Source organism: Microcoleus sp. N9_A2, from assembly GCF_036701775.1.
Taxonomy (GTDB): Bacteria; Cyanobacteriota; Cyanobacteriia; order Cyanobacteriales; family Microcoleaceae; genus Microcoleus.
The window spans coordinates 1-19647 of record NZ_JAUBRH010000024.1 but is presented as its reverse complement, the minus strand read 5'-3'; the positions used below and the strand labels follow the sequence as shown (position 1 = coordinate 19647).

Sequence of the window (19647 nt, the reverse complement as noted above, 5' to 3'; positions counted from 1 at the left end):
TGAATTACAGATGGTTGGTGAACTGGCTTCTAGCAAGACTGTTGTTGCGATATTTCCCAAATATTAATCAACTTCAATCAAGTCGGCGGCCAGTTTCAGCGCCTCTTCGCGAGTCGCAATTCTCCCTTCTACCCGCGCTAATTGAATCTCCATTAATAATTGACCGATGAGCGGACTTCTGGGAATATTCAAAGATTCCATTAACTCATTGCCGCTAACTAATTGGGTGGGATGAGCGATAATGTCATCGGCATCGAGGTAGCGATTAATTAGCAGGGAAATATCATCAACTGCGACTCCCGCGGCTAGGGCTAAAACTGCTAAAACTGGAAATACTATTCCTACATCCCGAAACAAAAAATATTGTTTTCGCAAGGACATTTCTGCAATCGGTTTTGCTTGCAGTTTGGGCAAGTATTTCAAAAGCCCGATCGCACTTTTAATCTCTGCATTGCTGTACTTCAACCGCAGCAACTCTGTTTCAGCGATTGTCGGGTCGGAATTTGCTAAAATAGCCAACTTCCCAACTGCCAACAACGGCGTTTTAATTGTATCTCGAATCGATCGCCCAAATTCTCTCCCCAAGTCTGGATAAATTGCCGCCAAATCAGCAGCACAGGAGTCGATTTTTGTCAAGATATCGAAACGGTCGATCGCACTTGCAAACCAAATCGAAAACAAACCATCTTCGCAACCGCGACAAATCCAAGGAATACCGTTATGATTGCTCAACAAATAACCTAATTCCGTCCGCACCCGTTCCACCGCCACCCGACTCAACAACGGCGCTAATTCTCGAATCGCAGATTGAGTTTCCGGTTCGATCGCAAAACCCAACTGCGCCGCTTGGCGGTAAGCTCTTAATAACCTCAGCGGATCGTCTTCCAAATTCGATCGCGAAATCATCCGCAGCAAACCCAACCGCAAATCAGTTTGACCGTCCAAAGGATCGATGATTTCTCCGGTAAAAGGATTGCAGGCGATCGCATTTATCCGAAAATCCCGGCGCAACAAATCCCCCTCCAGACTCCCCCCCAAAGCCTCCGCAAAATCCGCCGTACCGCCCGCAAACACCACCCGCGCAATCTGTCGTTCCGCATCCAACAAGACAAATCCGCCTTTCGTGCGATCGGCAATTTTTCGAGCAGTCTTCACCGCCCGTGTTAGCATAACGAAATCCAAATCAAAATAGTGCGATCGGCGTCCCAGCAGCGCATCCCGCACCGCACCGCCCACCAGATAAACAGGCGGTGTCAGCAGTTCCAAATCGAACGGCCAAGTCTCAGGAGATAGCGCAGTTGGCAAATTAATCGGCATCGCAACAAAAATCTACTTTCCTTACAAACAATTAAACTCTTGCTACGCTAGATTAACAGAAAGCTCAAATTTCACCAATCTTTTTGAAATGCACAGAGGATATCAAGAATGTGTATTTGTATTAACTGCCACTATGTAGACCGCTGCTTCACCTACCACGCCGTAGAAGGACAGCACGAACAAATCCACCTCACCGAAACACCCGATTTCGACCCCGTAGAACCCACCATCAACGTCAATATCCGCCCCCGCCAAGACGAAATTGAAATGGAATGGGATGTAGTCGGCTGTGAAAGTTTCAAGCAAGAGACCGGTAAATGGGCAAAATTGCGGCCCGGCGAACTCGTACCGACTTAAGTTATTAGTCAGTTGGCAGTTGGCAGTAGTCATCAGTCATCAGTCATTAGTCATTAGTCATCAGTCATCAGTCATTAGTTATCAGTGCTTTCAGCCCCTAGCGAACGTTATTTGTCACTGGTCATGAATCGTTTGTCATTAGTTATGTGTTACTAGCTTGGGGTTGTCAATTACCAATTACCAATTACCAATGCCATGTTTGGCCAATGCCCAATGCCCTGTTTGGCCAATGCCCAATGCCCTGTTTGGCCAATGCCCAATTCCTAAATCTAAAATCTAAAATCTAAAATCTAAAATCTAAAATCAAATGAGCTATTGCTTAAACCCAACTTGTCAGAATCCGCAAAACCCAGGTGATGCAGAATTGTGCCAAAGTTGTGGCTCAAAATTGTTGTTAACTAACGAACAATCGCCCTCAGCATCTCGCTACCGTACCATAAAGGCGATCGGGCAAGGAGGCTTTGGCCGAACATTTCTAGCAGTTGATGAAACCAAACCCCTGATTTTTTCGCAGTGCGTAATCAAGCAATTTTTGCAGCAAAATACCGCAGCAGAAAAAGCCGCTCAACTATTTCACCAAGAAGCCGCCCAGCTAGAAACCTTGGGAAAACATCCCCAGATTCCAGAATTAATCGCGCATTTTGAACAAGACGGGAGACAGTATTTAGTACAAGAATTTATAGACGGCAAAAACCTAGCCAGAGAATTAGAACAAAAAGGAGCATTCACCGAAAATCAAATTCGGCAAATCCTCAACGATTTATTGCCAGTGCTCCACTTCGTCCACAAATCCAAAGTTATTCACCGCGATATCAAACCAGAAAATATCATTCGCCGCCGACTATCTCCAACTCCTTTACCAGCCTTAGAAAGTTCCTATCAACCCTCTCCTTTCCAAAAAGATATCGTTTTAGTAGACTTTGGTGCAGCTAAGAAAGTAACAGCAACCGGGTTGCCGCAAACAGGTACAATCATCGGCAGTGCTGCTTATACAGCCCCAGAACAATTGATGGGAAAAGCAGTTTTTGCCAGCGATATCTACAGTTTGGGCGTTACCTGCATTCACTTGCTGACTCACATTCCTCCCTTCGATTTGTTCGACAGCACCGAGGATTCTTGGGCTTGGCGAAATTATTTGAAGACTGCTGTTAGCGATGATTTCGGCCGCATCCTCGACACCATGCTTCAAAGTGCCACCAATCGGCGCTACAGCTCAGCATCAGCAGTCATCCGGCACTTGAATCCCCAACCCGTGTATTTAGACGCACAGCCGATGCTAGACGCGCCGGAAACGCCCGCAGAACGGGTGGTTACACCTGCGCCCGGTGTGTCGCTTTTCACTCGCCAACAGCAAGCCGAAATTCAGCAAGCTTTACAAGAGGCGATCGCCCCGTACAATGTTACAATCCAAGTCAGTCAAGCCAAGCAACAGCTCAATATCGTCATCAACAGAACCGAAGACAACCCCGTTTACTATCCGCACTTATCTCAAATAATTGCCACCAGACTCACCGATTTGGAGTTAAATAAAGTCGCAGCCGTGAAGCTTTTGGGAAGACTCAACAATTCTCGTCGCCCGGAGTGGAAGCAAATATTGCAAATCGATCCCAAGATTCAATTGAGAAACAAACTCGTGCGGCTGCAACACAATCAATTAGTCAAAAAAATCGCCCCTGTTGCTACCCAAGAATTTTGGCTGCCGAAGTTGAAAACTCAGGATTTTTGGCTAGATACGCTAATGTTTGCCTTAGTTTGGTTTATCTTTGGCTCTCAAATAGTAATTTTTAATTCTTGGTTCGCGCTAATAGTTGCTTCTGGTTTTATGACGGTGAAGCATCAAGTTTCCCAACAAAAAGAATTTGCAAATAAAAATTTATTTGCAAGTTTAGTATTGCTGTTTTTAATAACTGGTGGCATGGGTAATTCAAGAATTTTAAATACGGGAATATTTGGCGTTCTTTTGGGTTGCTTAGTTGTGGCTTTGCCTCTGTTTTTTGTTAAGGAAAATTATCAGTAATCGTGAATAGCAATCCCCAAGACAGAACATCAGTTAAAAAATATGGCTTAGCCCTGCACACAGCGAGTCGCGAACTCGGTTTAGCCATCAGCAATTTTGCCGGGGATTCTCGCTGCCAAACGTGGAATTTGGATCGCGATTTAGCAACTCATTTGCATCAGTATTTAGTCGAGTTTATTCAGCCGCAAACTTGGGCGAATTTGGCTTTTATTGCAGTGGCGAAGGGGCCAGGAGGTTTCACGGGCACTCGGATGGGTATGGTGACGGCGCGCACTTTAGCTCAACAGTTGGATATTCCGGTTTTTGCGGTTTCAACTTTGGCGGCTGTCGCTTGCAGCAGCAGTAAAAAATCTACCTCAAATCAGGATATTGCGCTGCAAATGCCTGCACAGCGGGATCAATTGTTTGGCGCGGTTTATTCAGTTAACAAAGATTCTGGTTTAACTGAGTTGTTTACCGATACTGTAATGACGGCGGAATCCTGGCAGGAAAAGTTGGAAAGTTGGGAAAATTCTTATCAGTTAATTGAAGTTGGCAGCGAGTTGGGTTGGTCGGTTTCTAGTGTGTTGGAATTGGCTTATTTGGAGTGGAAACAAGGAAGTCGTCCTGATTGGTCGGATGCTTTGCCTTTTTACGGTCAACATCCGGTTAAGGGACACTGAATATTGGGAATAGGGAATTGGTAATTGGTAACTGGTAAATTGTTTATTTAAGGGCGATACAAACTTCGAGGCAAAAAGTTAATGTTAGGGGGTCTGGGCTTTCGGTTCGCAATCGATCGATCTCAGCTCGATCGCAGCCACGAGATTCCATAAAATCGAGCATCCAGTTAGTTATTGTTGCGAGATCGATGTATTTTGCTCCGAGACAAACAGGGCAAATTTCTGGGCTGAGGGTACCGGTGCCGCCGCATTCGGGGCAATCCCAGTGGGTTGTTACCGGATCGGGGGTAGTTAGGATGTTGTTCATGCTGGGAAAAAGTACGCGCGGCGTAGCGATCCCGCAGGGAATCGCACCTACTCGTTAACTCTAGCAAAAATGCCGATCGCCCTGACTTCTTCCTGCCTTTACACTAAGCGAGCTAGTGATTAAGATTGACAAAAATACAAAAGGGGTGGCTATGTTCGATCGCACTCAATGGGTTTTGGCTGGTATGTCGATCGCACTTTCGGTTCAGCTAAGTCAGCCAGTTGCAGCAGCCGTGTCCGTTGGCAAAGTCGTACACACGGCACAAACTAACAGTAGTGAGGCTGCCAAAAAAGTATATAAAGAGGCAGAGAAACTTGTCCAGCAAGAAACAGCGGACTCAAAAAGAAATGCGATCTTCAAACTTGAAGAAGTATTAAAGGTGTATAGAAGAGCGGGTGCTCGCTATCAAGAAGCTGGTATCCTCACGAGCATCGGCTTACTCTACTCAGAATTGGGAGAACAACAGAAGGCGCTAGAGTATTACAGCCAGTCGCTTTCCCTGTTTCGGGCAACAGGCGATAGCAGCGGGGAAGCTGCCACCCTCCACAACATCGGCACCGTCTACTCACACTTGGGAGAACAACAGAAAGCGCTAGAGTGTTACAGCCAGTCCCTTCCCCTATTTCGAATCCTCGGTGATCGCAGTGCCGAAGCTCTCGCCCTCAGAATCATCGGCGGTATCTACTCAGAATTGGGAGAACAACAGAAAGCGCTAGAGTATTTTAGTCAGTCGCTTCCCCTGTTTCGGGCAACAGGCGATAGCAGTGAAGAAGCTTACGCCCTCATCAACATCGGCGGTATCTACTCAGAATTGGGAGAACAACAGAAAGCGCTAGAGTATTTTAGTCAGGCGCTTCCCCTGTTTCGGGCAGTAGGCAATCGCAGTGAGGAAGCTACCACCCTCAACAACATCGGCGGTATCTACTCAGAATTGGGAGAACAACAGAAGGCGCTAGAGTATTGCAGCCAGTCGCTGCCCCTGTTTCGGGCAACAGGCGATCGCGGCGGGGAAGCTGTTACCCTCACCAACATCGGCACTGTCTACTCAGACTTGGGAGAAAACCAGAAAGCGCTAGAGTATTACAGCCAGTCGCTTCCTCTGTTTCGGGCAGTAGGCGATCGCGGCGGGGAAGCTGTTACCCTCACCAACATCGGCGATGTCTACTCACAATTGGGAGAAAAACAGAAGGCGCTAGAGTATTACAGCCAGTCGCTGCCCCTGAGTCGGGCAGTAGGCAATCGCAGCAGGGAAGCCATCACCCTCAACAACATCGGCGTAGTCTACTTAGAATTGGGAGAACAACAGAAGGCGCTAGAGTATTTTAGTCAGTCGCTTCCCCTGTTTCGGGCAGTAGGCAATCGCAGCGGGGAAGCCGTCACCCTCAGCCACATCGGCATTGTCTACTCAGATTTAGGAGAAAAACAGAAAGCGCTAGAGTATTTGGGCCAGTCGCTGCCCCTGAGACGGGCAGTAGGCGATCGCAGCGGGGAAGCCGTCACCCTCACCAACATCGGCAATGTCTACTCAGAATGGGAAGAAAAACAGAAAGCGCTAGAGTATTACAGCCAGTCGCTGCCCCTGAGACGGGCAGTAGGCGATCGCAGCGGGGAAGCTGCCACCCTCAACAACATCGGCACCGTCTACTCAGATTTGGGAGAAAAACAGAAAGCGCTAGAGTATTACAGCCAGTCGCTGCCCCTGAGTCGGGCAGTAGGCGATCGCAGCGGGGAAGCCGTCACCCTTTACAACAGGGCTTTTGTCAAACGCGACCAAAATAATCTTCGCGAAGCCCTCAACGACATTGAGTCCTCTATCAAAATCATCGAAAACCTCCGCACCAAAATAGCCAGCCCAGAACTCCGCAGCTCATACTTTGCCACCGTCCAAAACTACTACGAATTCTACATCGATTTGTTAATGCAACTGCATAAAACTAATCCTAAATCCGGTTATGATACCAAAGCCTTAGAAGCCAGCGAACATTCGAGAGCCCGCAGTCTCCTCGAACTTCTCCAAGAAAGTAACGCCAACATTCGCGAAGGTATTTCCCCCGATTTACTGCAACAAGAAAAGAGCCTGCAACAGCAACTCGATGCCATTGAAAAGCAGCGCATCGAAACAATCAGCAGCCCCAACCCCAATCCAACTAAAATCGATGAAATTGACAAACAGCGCCTCGCACTTTTGGAACAATATCAGCAACTTCAAGCCAAGATTCGTACCGCCAGCTCCCGCTACGCTGCCCTCACCCAACCCCAACCTTTAACACTGACAGAAATTCAGAAACAGATTCTCGATGACAACACGATTTTATTGCAGTATTCCCTCGGCCCAGACCGCAGTTATTTGTGGGTTGTGACATCAACCGGGCTAACTAGCTATGAATTGCCAAAACGCGCAGACATTGAAACAGCAGCCCGCAATTTCCGAGACGCAGTAACTAGCCCAACTCAGAGAGATATTCCCCAAAAAGTTGCCGAAGCGAGTGCCAATCTGGGTCAATTAATTTTACAGCCCGCCGCAGCCCAATTAGGAAACAAACGCTTATTAATTGTTCCCGACGGCGTGCTGCACTATACCCCTTTCCCAGCTTTAACTCTTGCCACTACCGCCGGACAAAATACCAATGTTCCCTTAATTGCCGAACATGAAATTATTACCCTGCCTTCCGCCTCAACTCTCGCTATTCTCAGGCAAAATTACGGAGATAGAAAACCGCCCACCCAAACTTTAGCAATTTTAGCAGACCCTGTTTTCAGTCCAGACGATGAAAGAATTAAAGGAAAAATCACCCAAGCAACAACAGAAAAATTAGAAGCAAATAACCTCGGTTTAAATCGCTCGGTTCGCGCTTCCGAGATAAAATGGCCCCCCGATCGTCTACCATTTACCCGCCAAGAAGCCCAAACAATATCCAGCTTATTCCCCTCAGCTTCTAGCCGTCAAATATTTGATTTTGATGCCAGTCGCACTACCGCTACCGATGGAAATTTAGTCAATTATCAAATCATTCACTTAGCCACCCACGGCCTTGCCAACAGTAAAAATCCCGAACTGTCAGGAATGGTGATGTCGATGGTAGATGACAAGGGCAATCTTGTCAATGGTTTTTTGCGCCTCACCGATATTTTCAACTTGAAACTGTCAGCAAATTTAGTAGTTTTAAGTGCTTGTCAATCGGGCATGGGACAGAATGTTAAAGGCGAAGGAATGGTGGGATTAACAAGGGGTTTTATGTATGCAGGTGCTCAGCGGGTAGCGGTGAGTTTGTGGAGTGTGGATGATGAAGGAACTGCTGTGTTAATGCAAAAGTTTTATCAAAAAATGCTGCAACAAAAGTTAGCGCCGGCGGCAGCTTTGAGGGCGGCGCAGATCGAAATGATGCAGCAGGAAAAATGGAAGTCGCCCTATTATTGGGCGGCTTTTACCTTGCAAGGGGAGTGGAAATGATATAATAGCTAAAGGTTCTCAGAGGTAAACCCCCATGAAAATTACTCTCAAGCCTGAGCAGGAAAAATTCATAGAAGCACAAGTTACAAGTGGCAGATATCATTCGGCGGAGGAGGTAATCGCAGCGGCATTAGAACTCCTAGCCGACAACAGCGAGCCCAAAGAGAGCAACAGCTATCAAAAATGGGTAGAAGAAACGCGACCAAAAGTATCAAGAGGAATAGCTCAACTCGATCGCGGTGAAGGGATTGATGGAGAAATAGTCATAGCAAGATTGCAGGAAAAATTTCGGAAAATGCGGGAGAACTAAAGATGAGTCGCTACATTGTTTCTCCAGAAGCTAGTCGCGATTTAGATGAAATTTCCGATTACTTTGCAGCTAGAAATATTGAATCCGGAGAACAGTTTGTCGAGGAGTTCAATCGAAAGTGTCGCAATTTAATTAACTTTCCTAAGATGGGTCGTAGTTACGAGGAAGTAGCTGCTTCTGTGCGGGGGCTTCCTCTCATGGGTTACATTATTCTTTATCGGGCGATAGACAGTGGAATTGAAATTATCAGGGTGGTGAGGGGAGAACGGGATTTACCATCGCTATTTTTTGATGAGGATGAGTGACTAACAGTTAGAGTGTTTGCCAAATGTAAGGTGCGCTTAGGAACGGGCAAGATGCCCGTTCCACAAAAGAATGAGTTTTCTTGTGGGGTGGGCCGGAGAGCCCGCCCATAAAAGGGTTTATCGCCCGCTAGCTAAAGCCTCCCGCAATTTACGGCCCCGCGATTTATCCCGAAGTTCTGGAGTCGCCATCCGCAACACAAAATCCAGCAACCAAGGAGCAATTCGGTGACACCAAACCGCTAAATGACTTTGGTATCCTACCAAAATTTCCGGCGCATCTTTGTGCAATCCCGCGACAAGCGCTAGGGCAACTTTTTCGGGAGTTGTGGGCACTACCCAGCGAAATTGCTCCAAGTCTCGCACCATGTCCGTATCTGTTAGAGATGGTAGCAAAGCAGTGACTCGAACATTGTACTGAGTTAACTCGCTACGCAAAGCTTGAGTAAATCCCAAAATGGCAAATTTGGTAGCAGAATAAGTTGCCATTGTCGGAGCAGCAATTTTGCCCATCAAGCTCGAAACATTGACGATTGTTCCGTCTTCTTGCGCCGCCATTCTGCGAGCTATCAAGCGGGTAATTGTGTAGGTTCCCAGCAAATTCAAGGCGATTTCTTCCTCGATTAATGGCAGCGGGGAACGCAAGAATGATGCTTGGTGCGCGACGCCTGCACAGTTGACTAGCAGGTGGATCGGGCCGCAATCTCGCCAAGCTTGGGCGATCGCAATATTCACCGCTACTGACTGAGTTAAATCCAAAGCTAACGGCACTACTTCTGTGCCAAAAACATCGATTTCCTCTGCCAGTTCAATTAATTGCTTGCGGTTGCGCGCCACAATCAACAAACGTTTGACTCCTTGTCTGGCTAATTCCAGGGCGATCGATCGCCCAATTCCGCGCGAAGCTCCTGTAACAAGAGCTGTTTTTCCTTGAAGTTGCATAGATTAAACCTTTTGGTAGATGCTCACCGCGGCACGGAGTTATGAGTTGTGAGTTGTGAATTATTAGTTATGAGTTGAATGTTTTGGCGGTAACAACTCATAATTCATAATTGTTGAAAAGGCTATCTTGTTTCGATAGACCTCATTTACTTGTGGGGTTAACTCAAAACCAAAAACTGTTGAATCGCTAACGTGCGCGTGAGCTGAACTAAACTTTGGGTTTGCCAGAAATCAGTTAATTATCTGGTCTTGTAACCTCATGCCAGCAGACAAAGCTGAGATGGGCAAACCTAGTCATAAATCCTGGCCAAGCGGGCTTTATTACCGCTTTTATTCAGTTCGCGGAGGCGGACTTTGCCTGTGTAGCCGCGAATAAACTGGCCGGAGATTGGTTATCCGCCGGGGATTTGTTCAGTCGGCGGAGGCGGACTTTGCCTGCGTAGCCGCGAATTTATTCACCGGGGATATTCACCGCAAATTTGTCATTTACCGGGGTTGGAGAACCCCTCTTTCTTCACTGCGTGGAGGCGGACTTTGCCTGTGTAGCTGCGAATAAATTGGCCGGGAATATTCGCCGGGATGGGTTATTCGCCAGGGCTTAATTACCCCTCTTTTTTTAGTCCGCAGAGGCAGACGATATCCTGTGCAACCGCGACTTACAATCGCCGGGGATTCGTGCGAATTGGCACAGGATAATTGAGCAATGCAGATTATCAATTCCACACCTCCTAGATATGAGAATTTCCTATCTACACACACCTTAACAACTTGACACAGAAGCGGCAACAATTTTTAATAAATCTTCCGTAACACTTCTTTACAATTTTCTCAGACTGCCGATTTCCAAGTGCCGTGAAAGCCCAAAGGTATGACACCAGGTAGTTCTAGCTGGCAAACAGGTTCGCGGGAAAGTCCGTCGCTGTCAAATATCCAGACTTCGCTGCTGTCAGAATTGCCGTCGTAAACAACTGTTACTATCCAACCTTTCTCCGAGGAAATATCTGGAACGTAGATGGGCTCTGTGGGATAGCGATTTTCGCCCAAGTCGGCAATTGTGAGATTGCGGCTTTGCGTGTCCAAACGGGCGATCGCACCATAACGTTCCGCTACAATATCAACGTCAGGCCGATACATTGCCAGATAGATATATCGTGCGTCTTGCCCTATTTCTGAAGCAGGTACGATCGGAAACTCGCAAGCTTGATCCAGCAATTCTTCGGCTGCTGTCACTTTGCCAGTTTGAGGATTGAGATGAACCCGCCACAGAGTCCCCTCCGCATCGGTGCGAGTTTCACCCGCCGCTACTTCTTTCAGCCGCTGATTAGTTTGAAAGTCAGCGAAGCGCACAAAATCTACAGCCACCGAACCATCTTCCTTGACAAAACCGTTAGCAAAATGCCACTGGAACCAAGGTTCGGTTTCGCCGCAACTAACTAAAGACAGAGTTTCCGAGTCAACAACTAATATCTGCGTTCCTAACTCGGGTTTCCATTCAAAAGACTCGCTGTAACTGCTAATTCCAGCTAAAACCGATAAAGGTTTTAGTCGCATCGGTGGCACAAAAAATATGAGATACTTCCCTGCAAAAACAAAATCGTGGATCATCGGAATTCCATCTAAAGCAATTGTTGCTTTTTGGAATATTTTGCCTGTACTATCGCTTTTATAGAGATTCAACTTTGTACTAGCACCCTGTGTAATTCCAAAGTTAAAAATATTCCCAGTAATCGGGTCGCGCTTGCAGTGAGCTGAATAAGAAGATCCGCTCTCTAAACTTCCTAAATCGTCCGTTCCCTGAGTTTCCAATGTTTGCAAATCCAGGCTGTGAGGCAAGCCGCCTTCCCACAAAGCTAAAAGACGATCGGGCAAAGCTAAAACTGAAGTATTGGCAGCATTTTTCACAGATTTAGTCCACCGCAGCCACGCAGGGCCCGGTGCTGTCATGCCGTAATTAGGGTAGAGAAATTTATCGGCTTTTTCTTCAGCTTGATATCCCGGTGTTTGCACGTAGCGATAAACAGCAGCAGCACCGACATCGGTAAAATGTACTGCCAAAATTGCACCATCGCCATCAAACCAGTGTCCCGCATTCATGCCACCGCGTTGCAAACGTGCGGGCCCGTTGCGGTAGAGAGTTCCGCGCAATCCGTTGGGAATTTTACCGCTTTTAACCAATAGCTGAGTCAGCGGAAACTCTCCAGCAGGATGGGCTAAAGCTTTAGCCCAAGATTTTTTAGCTGAGATTTTAGTGTCGGTTTTCATTGTAAACTCGCAATTTTAAACTGATATGGCAGAGATTTTGCTATACAATTATAGCAAAAATTACCTAACAGCTATGACTCTCCGCCGCCGCGCTCTGCTCACAACTTTTGGGCTGACTGCTATTGGTACTCAGCTTTTGCCCCTCGCCCAAACCAACCTATCTCCCAAAAGTGCGATCGATAAGCCGCGCCGCCTGCAAGTCGGCGATACAGTAGCTTTAATTAATCCTGCGGCTTTCAACTACAAAAAAGAAATCGAGGATTTTTTTAAAGTTATCGAAAAGCTGGGATTAAAAGTTAAATTGGGAGAGCATTTTTACGACCGCTACGGCTATTTAGCAGGCAAGGATGCCGATCGCGCCGCCGATGTCAACGCAGCCTTTGCCGATGACTCAGTGCGAGCTATTTTTACCGGGATGGGCGGCTGGGGCTGTGCTCGGATATTGCCGCTCCTGGATTACGATATTATCGGCAACAATCCCAAAATTATTATGGGATTCAGCGATATTACTGCGCTGTTATTGGCGATTTATGCTAAAACTAATATAGTTACTTTTCACGGCCCTTTAGGTGCGTCAACTTGGAGCCCCTTTACAGTAGATTACCTCAAGAAAGTTTTGTTTGACGGAGGTTCTGTTACGATGCAAAACTCCAAAACCGTGCCAGTTCAAACAATCACGGGCGGAAGAGCTAGGGGAAAACTAATTGGTGGCAATTTATCAGTAATAGCCGCAATGGTGGGTTCGGCTTATTTGCCGGAGTGGGAAAATTGTATTTTGTTTGTCGAGGAAGTGGGCGAAGAAGTTTATCGAATCGATAGAATGTTGACGCAGCTCAAATTAGCGGGCATTCTCGATAAAATATCCGGTTTTATTTTCGGAGACTGTACCAAGTGCGAAGCTGAAAAACCCCAAGAGTCCCTAACCTTACCTCAAGTCTTGTCCGACCACATTCGCCCTTTGAAGATTCCCGCGTGGTACGGTTCAATGGTGGGACACATTCGGGATAAGTTCACTTTGCCGATCGGTCTAGAAGTTGAAATTGACGCTGACTCTGGTACAATTAAATTGTTAGAATCCGCTGTCAGCTAAATTTTAAACTATTCTCGATATTCGCGAAGCTCTTCCTCTGCTCCTGCATTACCCCGCAGAGCCTGGTAATGAAAAAATTAAACATACAATTAGGACGATTGTGAAAAACCGACAATTCCTCAAACCGCTAGCAGCAATTATCTTAGCAATAATTTGCCTGTTGCCGCTCAATGCCTGTGCAGCAGCAAGTAAAACCGCAAATGGCGACACAATTTACCAGCAGCGAACCGTCCACAATCCCGACGGAACAGGCAAATTTTACATGGGTCGAGAAATTGCCCAAGTCATGGGATATCAAGGCGCTGGTTGGCTGGAAAGACCGTCTCGCGGCATGGAAGAAAAATCAGCTCGATTAGTCAACAATCTCGATTTAAAACCAACCGATATTGTCGCCGACATTGGAGCTGGAACTGGCTATTTTAGCTTTCGCATCGCTCCCTTAGTTCCAGAAGGAAAGGTTTTAGCAGTTGACGTGCAGCCGGAAATGATTAATTTTCTGGAATTGAATAAAAAAAAAAAAAATATCGCTAACGTTGAGCCAGTTTTGGGAAGTATGGACAATCCGAATTTGCCGGAAAATAGCGTAGATTTAGTTGTAATGGTCGATGCTTATCACGAATTTGCATATCCCAGAGAAATGATGCAAGGAATTGTCAAAGCACTCAAACCGGGAGGCCGCACGGTATCGATCGAGTATCGGGGCGAAAACCCGCTGATTCCCATTAAAGGTTTGCACAAAATGACGCAGAAGCAGGTAAAAAAAGAAATGGCCGCCGTCGGTTTAGTATGGAAAGAGACAAAAGATATGTTGCCCCAGCAGCATTTGATGGTGTTTGAGAAACAATCTCAAATTTAGCAGCCAAACAGAGCAATTGCTTACCATTTTTAATCATTTTTGTCAAGGTACAAAAGACGTATTTGTGTGCACTGGCGATCGCTCAGTCAAACATACTAAGCCTTAAGTAACCCTTAAGATAGACATTTTACTAAAAATACCATTTACAATTAAAACTTGATAACCCAGAGGCGCTTCTTTCATTTTTTAAGCGAAGAAGTGTCGCTATTAAGAAGTACCAGCGTGAACATTCCAAGTTCCATCCTCACCATGCTCGCCGGCATCGTAGTGACTCTGATCAGTCTCTGGTACGGGCAGAATCACGGTTTGATGCCGATCGCCGCCTCTGACGAAGCATCCGACATAGACGCACTATTCAATACAATGATGACCATTTCCACTGGACTATTTATCATGGTCCAGGGAATTCTCATCTTTGCTGCAATTAAATATCGCCGCCGTCCAGGAGACAACACAGACGGGCCGCCTTGGCATGACAACTTTCCTTTAGAAATTCTTTGGACAGCCGTGCCGGCGGTGATTATTTTAGGAATCGGAGTCTACAGTTTTGAGATTTACAACTCAATGGGAGGCCTCGATCCGATGGGCAATCACGACCACGGCACCATGCAAGCGCACTCTAAAATGCGCGGAAGTGCGATCGCCGCCACACTCTCAGAAACAGGTCAAAATACCCCACAAATTCCGTCTAGAAAACTTGTGGCTCTAGGCGTCGGCGCTTCCCCAGAAAATGAAAACAAACCAGCAGACTTAGTTGTAAATGTCACAGGTTTGCAGTACGCCTGGATTTTTAGCTATCCAGAAAGCGGTGTTAGTTCCGGCGAACTGCATATGCCAGTCAACCGCGACGTACAGCTAAATATCTCAGCTCAAGACGTGCTGCACGCATTTTGGCTGCCGGAATTTCGCCTCAAACAAGATGCAATTCCTGGGCGGCCGAGCGAACTGAGATTTACACCAACTAAAACCGGCGAATACCGGGTTGTTTGTGCTGAATTGTGTGGCGCTTATCACGGAGCGATGAAAGCTGTAGCAGTCGTTCACACGCCAGAAGAATTCGACGGTTGGCTGCAAAGCCAGCAAGTTGCTAGCAGTCAAAACTTAGAGCAAGCAGTTGCAGTCAATCCTGGGGAATTGTCAGACGGTGAATTTTTGGCTCCCTACGTCAGGGAAATAAAAATTAATTCCGAAACCCTAGAACAACTTCACCCAACTCATCACTAAAAATAGTCATTAGTTTCTGGCACTGGGTATTTTATCCTAAGCTAATAACTAATGACTAATAACTAATGACTAATAACTATGACACAAGCACAGTTCCAAGAAAGTGCAAACACTGAGGCTCGCGGAACAGCGCCCGCCCATAGACATTGGCGCGACTACTTCACTTTTAATACCGACCACAAAGTCATCGGTATTCAATACCTAGTCACAACATTTATTTTCTATCTAATCGGCGGCGTGATGGCAACTTTGGTGCGAACAGAACTCGCCACCCCCGACTCCGATTTTGTCACCCCCGAACTCTACAACAGTTTATTTACTGTTCACGCGACGGTGATGATCTTCCTGTGGATTGTGCCCGCCGGAGCCGGATTTGCTAACTTTTTGATCCCCTTAATGATTGGGGCAAAAGACATGGCATTTCCCCGGCTAAATGCGATCGCCTTTTGGCTGATTCCCGTAGGCGGCGTGTTGCTGTTGAGCAGTTTTTTGGTAGGAGCTCCACAGGCGGGTTGGACTTCCTATCCGCCTTTGAGCTTAGTTACTGCTCAAGCCGGAGAAGAAATTTGGATTCTCAGCGTCTTAATACTAGGAACTTCTTCAATTTTGGGGGCGGTTAATTTTGCCGTTACCATCTTTACCATGCGGGTTCCGAGCATGGGTCTCAATGATATGCCTTTGTTTTGCTGGGCGATGATTGCGACTTCAGCGCTGACTTTGATTGCTACTCCAGTGTTAGCCGCAGCTTTGATTTTGCTGTCGTTTGACTTGTTAGCGGGGACGGCATTTTTTAACCCCACCGGCAACGGCGATCCGATCGTCTACCAGCATTTATTCTGGTTTTATTCGCACCCGGCAGTTTACATTATGATTATGCCCTTTTTCGGGGTGATTTCAGAAGTTTTGCCGGTGCATTCCCGCAAGCCAATTTTTGGTTATTTGGCGATCGCCTATTCCAGTCTCGCAATCAGCTTTTTGGGCTTGATCGTGTGGGCGCACCATATGTTTACCAGCGGTACTCCCGGCTGGCTGCGGATGTTTTTTATGATCACCACTATGATCATCGCCGTACCAACTGGGATTAAAATATTTAGCTGGTTGGCAACAATTTGGGGAGGCAAACTCCGGCTTGTCAGCGCCATGCTATTTGGGATGGGTTTTATCTCAACATTTGTCCTCGGCGGCATCACCGGGATCATGGTAGCTTCCGTACCTTTCGACATTCACGTTCACGACACTTATTTTGTCGTAGCTCACCTACACTACGTGCTGTTTGGCGGCTCAGTGTTTGGAATTTACGCTGCTTTTTACCACTGGTTCCCCAAAATGACGGGGCGGATGATTAATGAATTTTGGGGTAGAGTTCACTTTGTTTTAACCTATGTTGGCTTTACTGTAACTTTCCTACCAATGCACGCTTTGGGGATGCAAGGAATGCCTCGGCGGGTGGCAATGTACGACCCGAAATTTACCACAATTAATGTCATTTGCACGATCGGTGCTTATATGCTGGCAGTGTCTACAATCCCGTTTATCATTAATGTGATTTGGAGCTGGAGGTACGGCCCGAAAGCAGGTGACAATCCTTGGCAAGCTTTGAGTTTGGAATGGATGACGACTTCGCCGCCCCCGATCGAAAATTTTGAAGGAGTGCCGGTATTGGCAACGGGGCCTTACGATTACGGCATGGAAAAAATTCAGAATACTGGGGAACGTCTCAGGCTCAAGCTGAGGGAAAATGCCACCCGTAACGCCCAGAAAACAGGTATTCCTATTGCTGAGGCTCAAGCTTCAACTTTCTTTGGCGGTACTGCAACTTTGGTCGCTCCTGAATCAGAGGTAAATATTGATTCTCCTGCTGATGAAAGTCAAGATGGCGAATAGTTATTAGTCATCAGGCATTAGTCATTGGGCATTGTTGACTGTTGACTGTTGACTGTTGACTGTTGACTGATGACTAATGCCTACTGACAACTGACAACTGACAACTGACAACTGACAACTGACTTCTTCATTACCAATTTATTATGCAAATTCCAGCGATCGATCCGGCAAAAACAGCCCTGAATTACCACCACGAGGCGGAGGTAGAAGCACACGGTGTAGAGCATCCCGACCACCGAATGTTAGGTGTAATTGTCTTCCTGTGCGCTGAAGGCATGATATTTTTCGGTATGTTTGCCGCGTATTTGATTTATCGGGCGATGGCCCCCGTGTGGCCTCCTGAAGGTACGCCCGATCGCGAGTTATTGCTGCCGGGAATCAATACGGTAATTCTGATTGCTAGCAGTTTTGTGATTCACAATGCGGATACTGCAATCAAAAAAAATGATGCGGTGGGAATGCGTAATTGGCTGCTCGTAACTATTGCTATGGGGGCAGTTTTCTTGTTCGGTCAGGTTTACGAATACGCTCATTTAGAGTTTGGCTTGACGACTAATTTGTATGCCAGTTGCTTTTACGTTTTGACTGCCTTTCACGGCTTGCACGTTACGTTAGGAGTGCTGCTGATGGTGGCGGTGGTGTGGCGATCGCGCGCGCAAGGTCACTATTCTAGTGAGCACCACTTCGGAATCGAAGCGACTGAGATTTACTGGCACTTTGTCGATGTGATTTGGATTGTTTTGTTTCTGTTACTGTATATTTTGTGATCCCAGAGGCTTTTCAACCTCTGCCACAAGAGATTTGTATGACCCCCAATTGGGGGTTTTTTTATTGTTTGGAGAGTGCGATGGAGCTTCATTCACCTCCTCAAAGCCGATCGCGCTAAACTAAAAGTAGCAATTTTCGTATCCAGCAGCATTGAGAAAATTATGCAGTGCGAATTGTGCGATCGACAAATGGAAGCATTAACCGCCCATCACCTCATCCCCAAACAAAACACCAAGCGGAAAAATGAAGATCCAAGCCCGACAATCGACATTTGCTCCGCTTGTCACCGCCAGATTCACTCTCTATTTGACAACAAACACCTCGCCCAAGAGCTCAACACCCTGGAAAAGCTCAAAAATGACCCTGAACTCCAGAAATTTGTCTCTTGGATTAAGAAACAAAAAACCGACAAACGCATTCAAGTACGCGGGAAAAAAGCTTGAGCGCAGAGCCAGAAATCAGATATAGAGTCCTGGATACAGTTACTGTCTGAAACCAGGTTTATTCATAAAATTTTCGTTTCCCAACCCACAATTTTGCACAGCAACCCGGTTTTTTTGCGTAAATCCTAGTATTGTAAAACTTCGTTGAGTTTATAAGCAATTATAAACAATGGTAGTATGATCTTATCATGGTGGTCGAGTGAACTACACATAGGTTAAAAAATGGAAGCCTTAAATGCAGCTAACAGAAAAGCACATCATTAAATCAACGGAACACCGTTTCGCCCAAATTGACGAATTAGCTTTCAAATCCAAAAACCTCTACAATGCCGCCAATTACGTCATTCGTCAGAGCTTTATTTATGGATGGAAGTATGTCAGTTATAACGAAATGAACCGCTTGATGAAGTCTCATGAAGCCTACAAGGCTTTGCCTGCCAAAGTCAGCCAGCAAATCTTGATGGTGCTAGACAAGAATTGGAAATCTTTTTTTGAGGCGGTTAAAGCTTACAAGGCTGATTCTTCCAAATTCACTGGTCGCCCAAAACTGCCAAAGTACAAAGATAAAATCAAAGGGCGAAACCTTCTAATCTACACAATTCAAGCGATTAGTAGCAAACAGTTGAAAAAGGGAATCATTAAGCTTTCGGGTACTGAGCTTTCAATTAAAACCAAAGTCAGCCCCGACCAGGTTTGCCAAGTTAGACTGGTTCCGAAATGTGATTCCTATGTAATTGAGGTAATTTACGATGCTTGTACTGAGCGTAGTCTCCGTGAACCGGAGTCCACCCTTGGCGAGGCCAACTCTTTAGCTAGTATTGATTTGGGGCTGGATAATTTAGTAGCGCTAACTTCAAATCAACCGGGATTTATCCCTTTGTTGATTAACGGGCGACCATTAAAATCGATCAACCAGTTCTACAACAAACGCCAAGCAAAATTACAATCCCAATTGAGAGGAAATCGCAAAACTTCACCACGGATTCAGCGATTAACACGCTGTCGCAATCAGAAAGTCGATAATTACTTACATCATACCAGTCGTGTGATTGTTGATCGTTTGACAGCAGAACAAATTGGGACGTTAGTAATTGGCAAGAATGCCCAGTGGAAAACTGAAATCGAGTTAGGGAATAGAACTAATCAAAACTTTGTCAGCATTCCTCACTCTCGATTAATTGAAATGTTGAAGTACAAAGCTCGGTTGGCGGGAATCACGGTAATTGTGAAGGAAGAATCCTACACGTCCCGCTCCAACTTTCTGGGTTTAGATCCAATTCCTGTTTACGGTAAAACAGAAAAAGAGCCTGTGTTTACTGGTAAACGGATTAAGCGTGGTTTGTACAAAACATCGACGGGTCAATTAATTAATTCTGACGTGAATGCTTCGTACAAGTGCGATTCGTTCAGTCGAAACCGAGAAATCGGGGGATGACTGGCTTCTACAGGGTAATC

The 19647-nt window shown here is 46.3% G+C and carries 16 protein-coding genes and 1 pseudogene; 13 read left to right on the top strand and 4 right to left on the bottom strand.

Features of this window, described 5'->3' with window-relative positions; all coding sequences use genetic code 11:
* Positions 1-63 precede the first annotated feature (63 nt).
* Entirely contained in the window at positions 64-1317 is a 1254-nt protein-coding gene (locus tag QUA44_RS15735) for a CCA tRNA nucleotidyltransferase (protein WP_333089861.1), read from the bottom strand.
* Positions 1318-1425: 108 nt separating this feature from the next.
* Here QUA44_RS15735 and QUA44_RS15730 point away from each other — a divergent pair, with 108 nt between their 5' ends.
* The 3 genes from QUA44_RS15730 to tsaB all read left to right on the top strand — a co-directional run bounded on the left by QUA44_RS15730 (position 1426) and on the right by tsaB (position 4353).
* Positions 1426-1674: a Ycf34 family protein gene (locus QUA44_RS15730; RefSeq protein ID WP_332984083.1), complete on the top strand. Its 249-nt coding sequence runs from the start codon at positions 1426-1428 to the stop codon at positions 1672-1674.
* A 307-nt stretch (positions 1675-1981) separates the two neighbouring features.
* Positions 1982-3691, top strand: a complete 1710-nt coding sequence (locus tag QUA44_RS15725) for a serine/threonine-protein kinase (RefSeq protein ID WP_333252391.1) — start codon at positions 1982-1984, stop codon at positions 3689-3691.
* A gap of 2 nt (positions 3692-3693) precedes the next feature.
* On the top strand, positions 3694-4353 hold the full coding sequence (gene tsaB, locus QUA44_RS15720; protein WP_333252392.1) for a tRNA (adenosine(37)-N6)-threonylcarbamoyltransferase complex dimerization subunit type 1 TsaB: 660 nt from the start codon (positions 3694-3696) through the stop codon (positions 4351-4353).
* Between the two features lie 43 nt (positions 4354-4396).
* Here tsaB and QUA44_RS15715 read toward each other — a convergent pair whose 3' ends face one another.
* Positions 4397-4660, bottom strand: a complete 264-nt coding sequence (locus tag QUA44_RS15715; RefSeq protein WP_333028109.1) for a hypothetical protein — start codon at positions 4658-4660, stop codon at positions 4397-4399.
* A 151-nt stretch (positions 4661-4811) separates the two neighbouring features.
* Here QUA44_RS15715 and QUA44_RS15710 point away from each other — a divergent pair, with 151 nt between their 5' ends.
* The 3 genes from QUA44_RS15710 to QUA44_RS15700 are packed head-to-tail and all read left to right on the top strand — an operon-like array spanning position 4812 to position 8726.
* Complete coding sequence (locus tag QUA44_RS15710) at positions 4812-8111, top strand: tetratricopeptide repeat protein (protein ID WP_445243671.1); 3300 nt, start codon at positions 4812-4814, stop codon at positions 8109-8111.
* Between the two features lie 34 nt (positions 8112-8145).
* The gene (locus QUA44_RS15705; RefSeq protein WP_333252393.1) at positions 8146-8421 is read left to right on the top strand and encodes a type II toxin-antitoxin system ParD family antitoxin; all 276 of its coding nucleotides are present in this window, start codon (positions 8146-8148) and stop codon (positions 8419-8421) included.
* Between the two features lie 2 nt (positions 8422-8423).
* Entirely contained in the window at positions 8424-8726 is a 303-nt protein-coding gene (locus QUA44_RS15700) for a type II toxin-antitoxin system RelE/ParE family toxin (protein WP_333252394.1), read from the top strand.
* A 117-nt stretch (positions 8727-8843) separates the two neighbouring features.
* Here the strand turns inward: QUA44_RS15700 and QUA44_RS15695 are convergent, their stop codons facing one another.
* The gene (locus tag QUA44_RS15695) at positions 8844-9665 is read right to left on the bottom strand and encodes an SDR family NAD(P)-dependent oxidoreductase (RefSeq protein ID WP_333252395.1); all 822 of its coding nucleotides are present in this window, start codon (positions 9663-9665) and stop codon (positions 8844-8846) included.
* Positions 9666-10493: 828 nt separating this feature from the next.
* Positions 10494-11927 (bottom strand): carotenoid oxygenase family protein, encoded by a 1434-nt coding sequence (locus tag QUA44_RS15690; protein ID WP_333252396.1) that lies wholly within the window; start codon positions 11925-11927, stop codon positions 10494-10496.
* Between the two features lie 73 nt (positions 11928-12000).
* Between QUA44_RS15690 and QUA44_RS15685 the strand changes: the two genes are divergently transcribed.
* The 7 genes and pseudogenes from QUA44_RS15685 to QUA44_RS15655 form a co-directional block, all read left to right on the top strand.
* Positions 12001-13017 carry an LD-carboxypeptidase gene (locus QUA44_RS15685; RefSeq protein ID WP_333252403.1) on the top strand — a complete coding sequence of 339 codons (1017 nt, stop codon included), beginning with the start codon at positions 12001-12003 and terminating at the stop codon, positions 13015-13017.
* Positions 13018-13114: 97 nt separating this feature from the next.
* Entirely contained in the window at positions 13115-13873 is a 759-nt protein-coding gene (locus tag QUA44_RS15680) for a class I SAM-dependent methyltransferase (protein WP_333252404.1), read from the top strand.
* Positions 13874-14095: 222 nt separating this feature from the next.
* Positions 14096-15097: a cytochrome c oxidase subunit II gene (locus QUA44_RS15675; RefSeq protein WP_333252397.1), complete on the top strand. Its 1002-nt coding sequence runs from the start codon at positions 14096-14098 to the stop codon at positions 15095-15097.
* Positions 15098-15175: 78 nt separating this feature from the next.
* Complete coding sequence (gene ctaD, locus QUA44_RS15670; RefSeq protein WP_333252398.1) at positions 15176-16981, top strand: cytochrome c oxidase subunit I; 1806 nt, start codon at positions 15176-15178, stop codon at positions 16979-16981.
* A 143-nt stretch (positions 16982-17124) separates the two neighbouring features.
* Positions 17125-17748, top strand: a complete 624-nt coding sequence (locus QUA44_RS15665) for a heme-copper oxidase subunit III (RefSeq protein ID WP_333252399.1) — start codon at positions 17125-17127, stop codon at positions 17746-17748.
* 75 nt (positions 17749-17823) lie between these two features.
* Positions 17824-18192 (top strand): HNH endonuclease, encoded by a 369-nt coding sequence (locus QUA44_RS15660; RefSeq protein ID WP_333252400.1) that lies wholly within the window; start codon positions 17824-17826, stop codon positions 18190-18192.
* 235 nt (positions 18193-18427) lie between these two features.
* Positions 18428-19585: pseudogene (locus tag QUA44_RS15655) on the top strand (RNA-guided endonuclease InsQ/TnpB family protein); the annotation flags it as partial.
* Positions 19586-19647: the final 62 nt, after the last annotated feature.

Bases quoted from the DNA above. Each gene is read 5' to 3' on its own strand.
- QUA44_RS15735 (WP_333089861.1), bottom strand. From the start codon at position 1,317: ATGCCGATTAATTTGCCAACTGCGCTATCTCCTGAGACTTGGCCGTTC.
- QUA44_RS15730 (WP_332984083.1), top strand. From the start codon at position 1,426: ATGTGTATTTGTATTAACTGCCACTATGTAGACCGCTGCTTCACCTAC.
- QUA44_RS15725 (WP_333252391.1), top strand. From the start codon at position 1,982: ATGAGCTATTGCTTAAACCCAACTTGTCAGAATCCGCAAAACCCAGGT.
- QUA44_RS15715 (WP_333028109.1), bottom strand. From the start codon at position 4,660: ATGAACAACATCCTAACTACCCCCGATCCGGTAACAACCCACTGGGAT.
- QUA44_RS15710 (WP_445243671.1), top strand. From the start codon at position 4,812: ATGTTCGATCGCACTCAATGGGTTTTGGCTGGTATGTCGATCGCACTT.
- QUA44_RS15705 (WP_333252393.1), top strand. From the start codon at position 8,146: ATGAAAATTACTCTCAAGCCTGAGCAGGAAAAATTCATAGAAGCACAA.
- QUA44_RS15700 (WP_333252394.1), top strand. From the start codon at position 8,424: ATGAGTCGCTACATTGTTTCTCCAGAAGCTAGTCGCGATTTAGATGAA.
- QUA44_RS15695 (WP_333252395.1), bottom strand. From the start codon at position 9,665: ATGCAACTTCAAGGAAAAACAGCTCTTGTTACAGGAGCTTCGCGCGGA.
- QUA44_RS15690 (WP_333252396.1), bottom strand. From the start codon at position 11,927: ATGAAAACCGACACTAAAATCTCAGCTAAAAAATCTTGGGCTAAAGCT.
- QUA44_RS15685 (WP_333252403.1), top strand. From the start codon at position 12,001: ATGACTCTCCGCCGCCGCGCTCTGCTCACAACTTTTGGGCTGACTGCT.
- ctaD (WP_333252398.1), top strand. From the start codon at position 15,176: ATGACACAAGCACAGTTCCAAGAAAGTGCAAACACTGAGGCTCGCGGA.
- QUA44_RS15665 (WP_333252399.1), top strand. From the start codon at position 17,125: ATGCAAATTCCAGCGATCGATCCGGCAAAAACAGCCCTGAATTACCAC.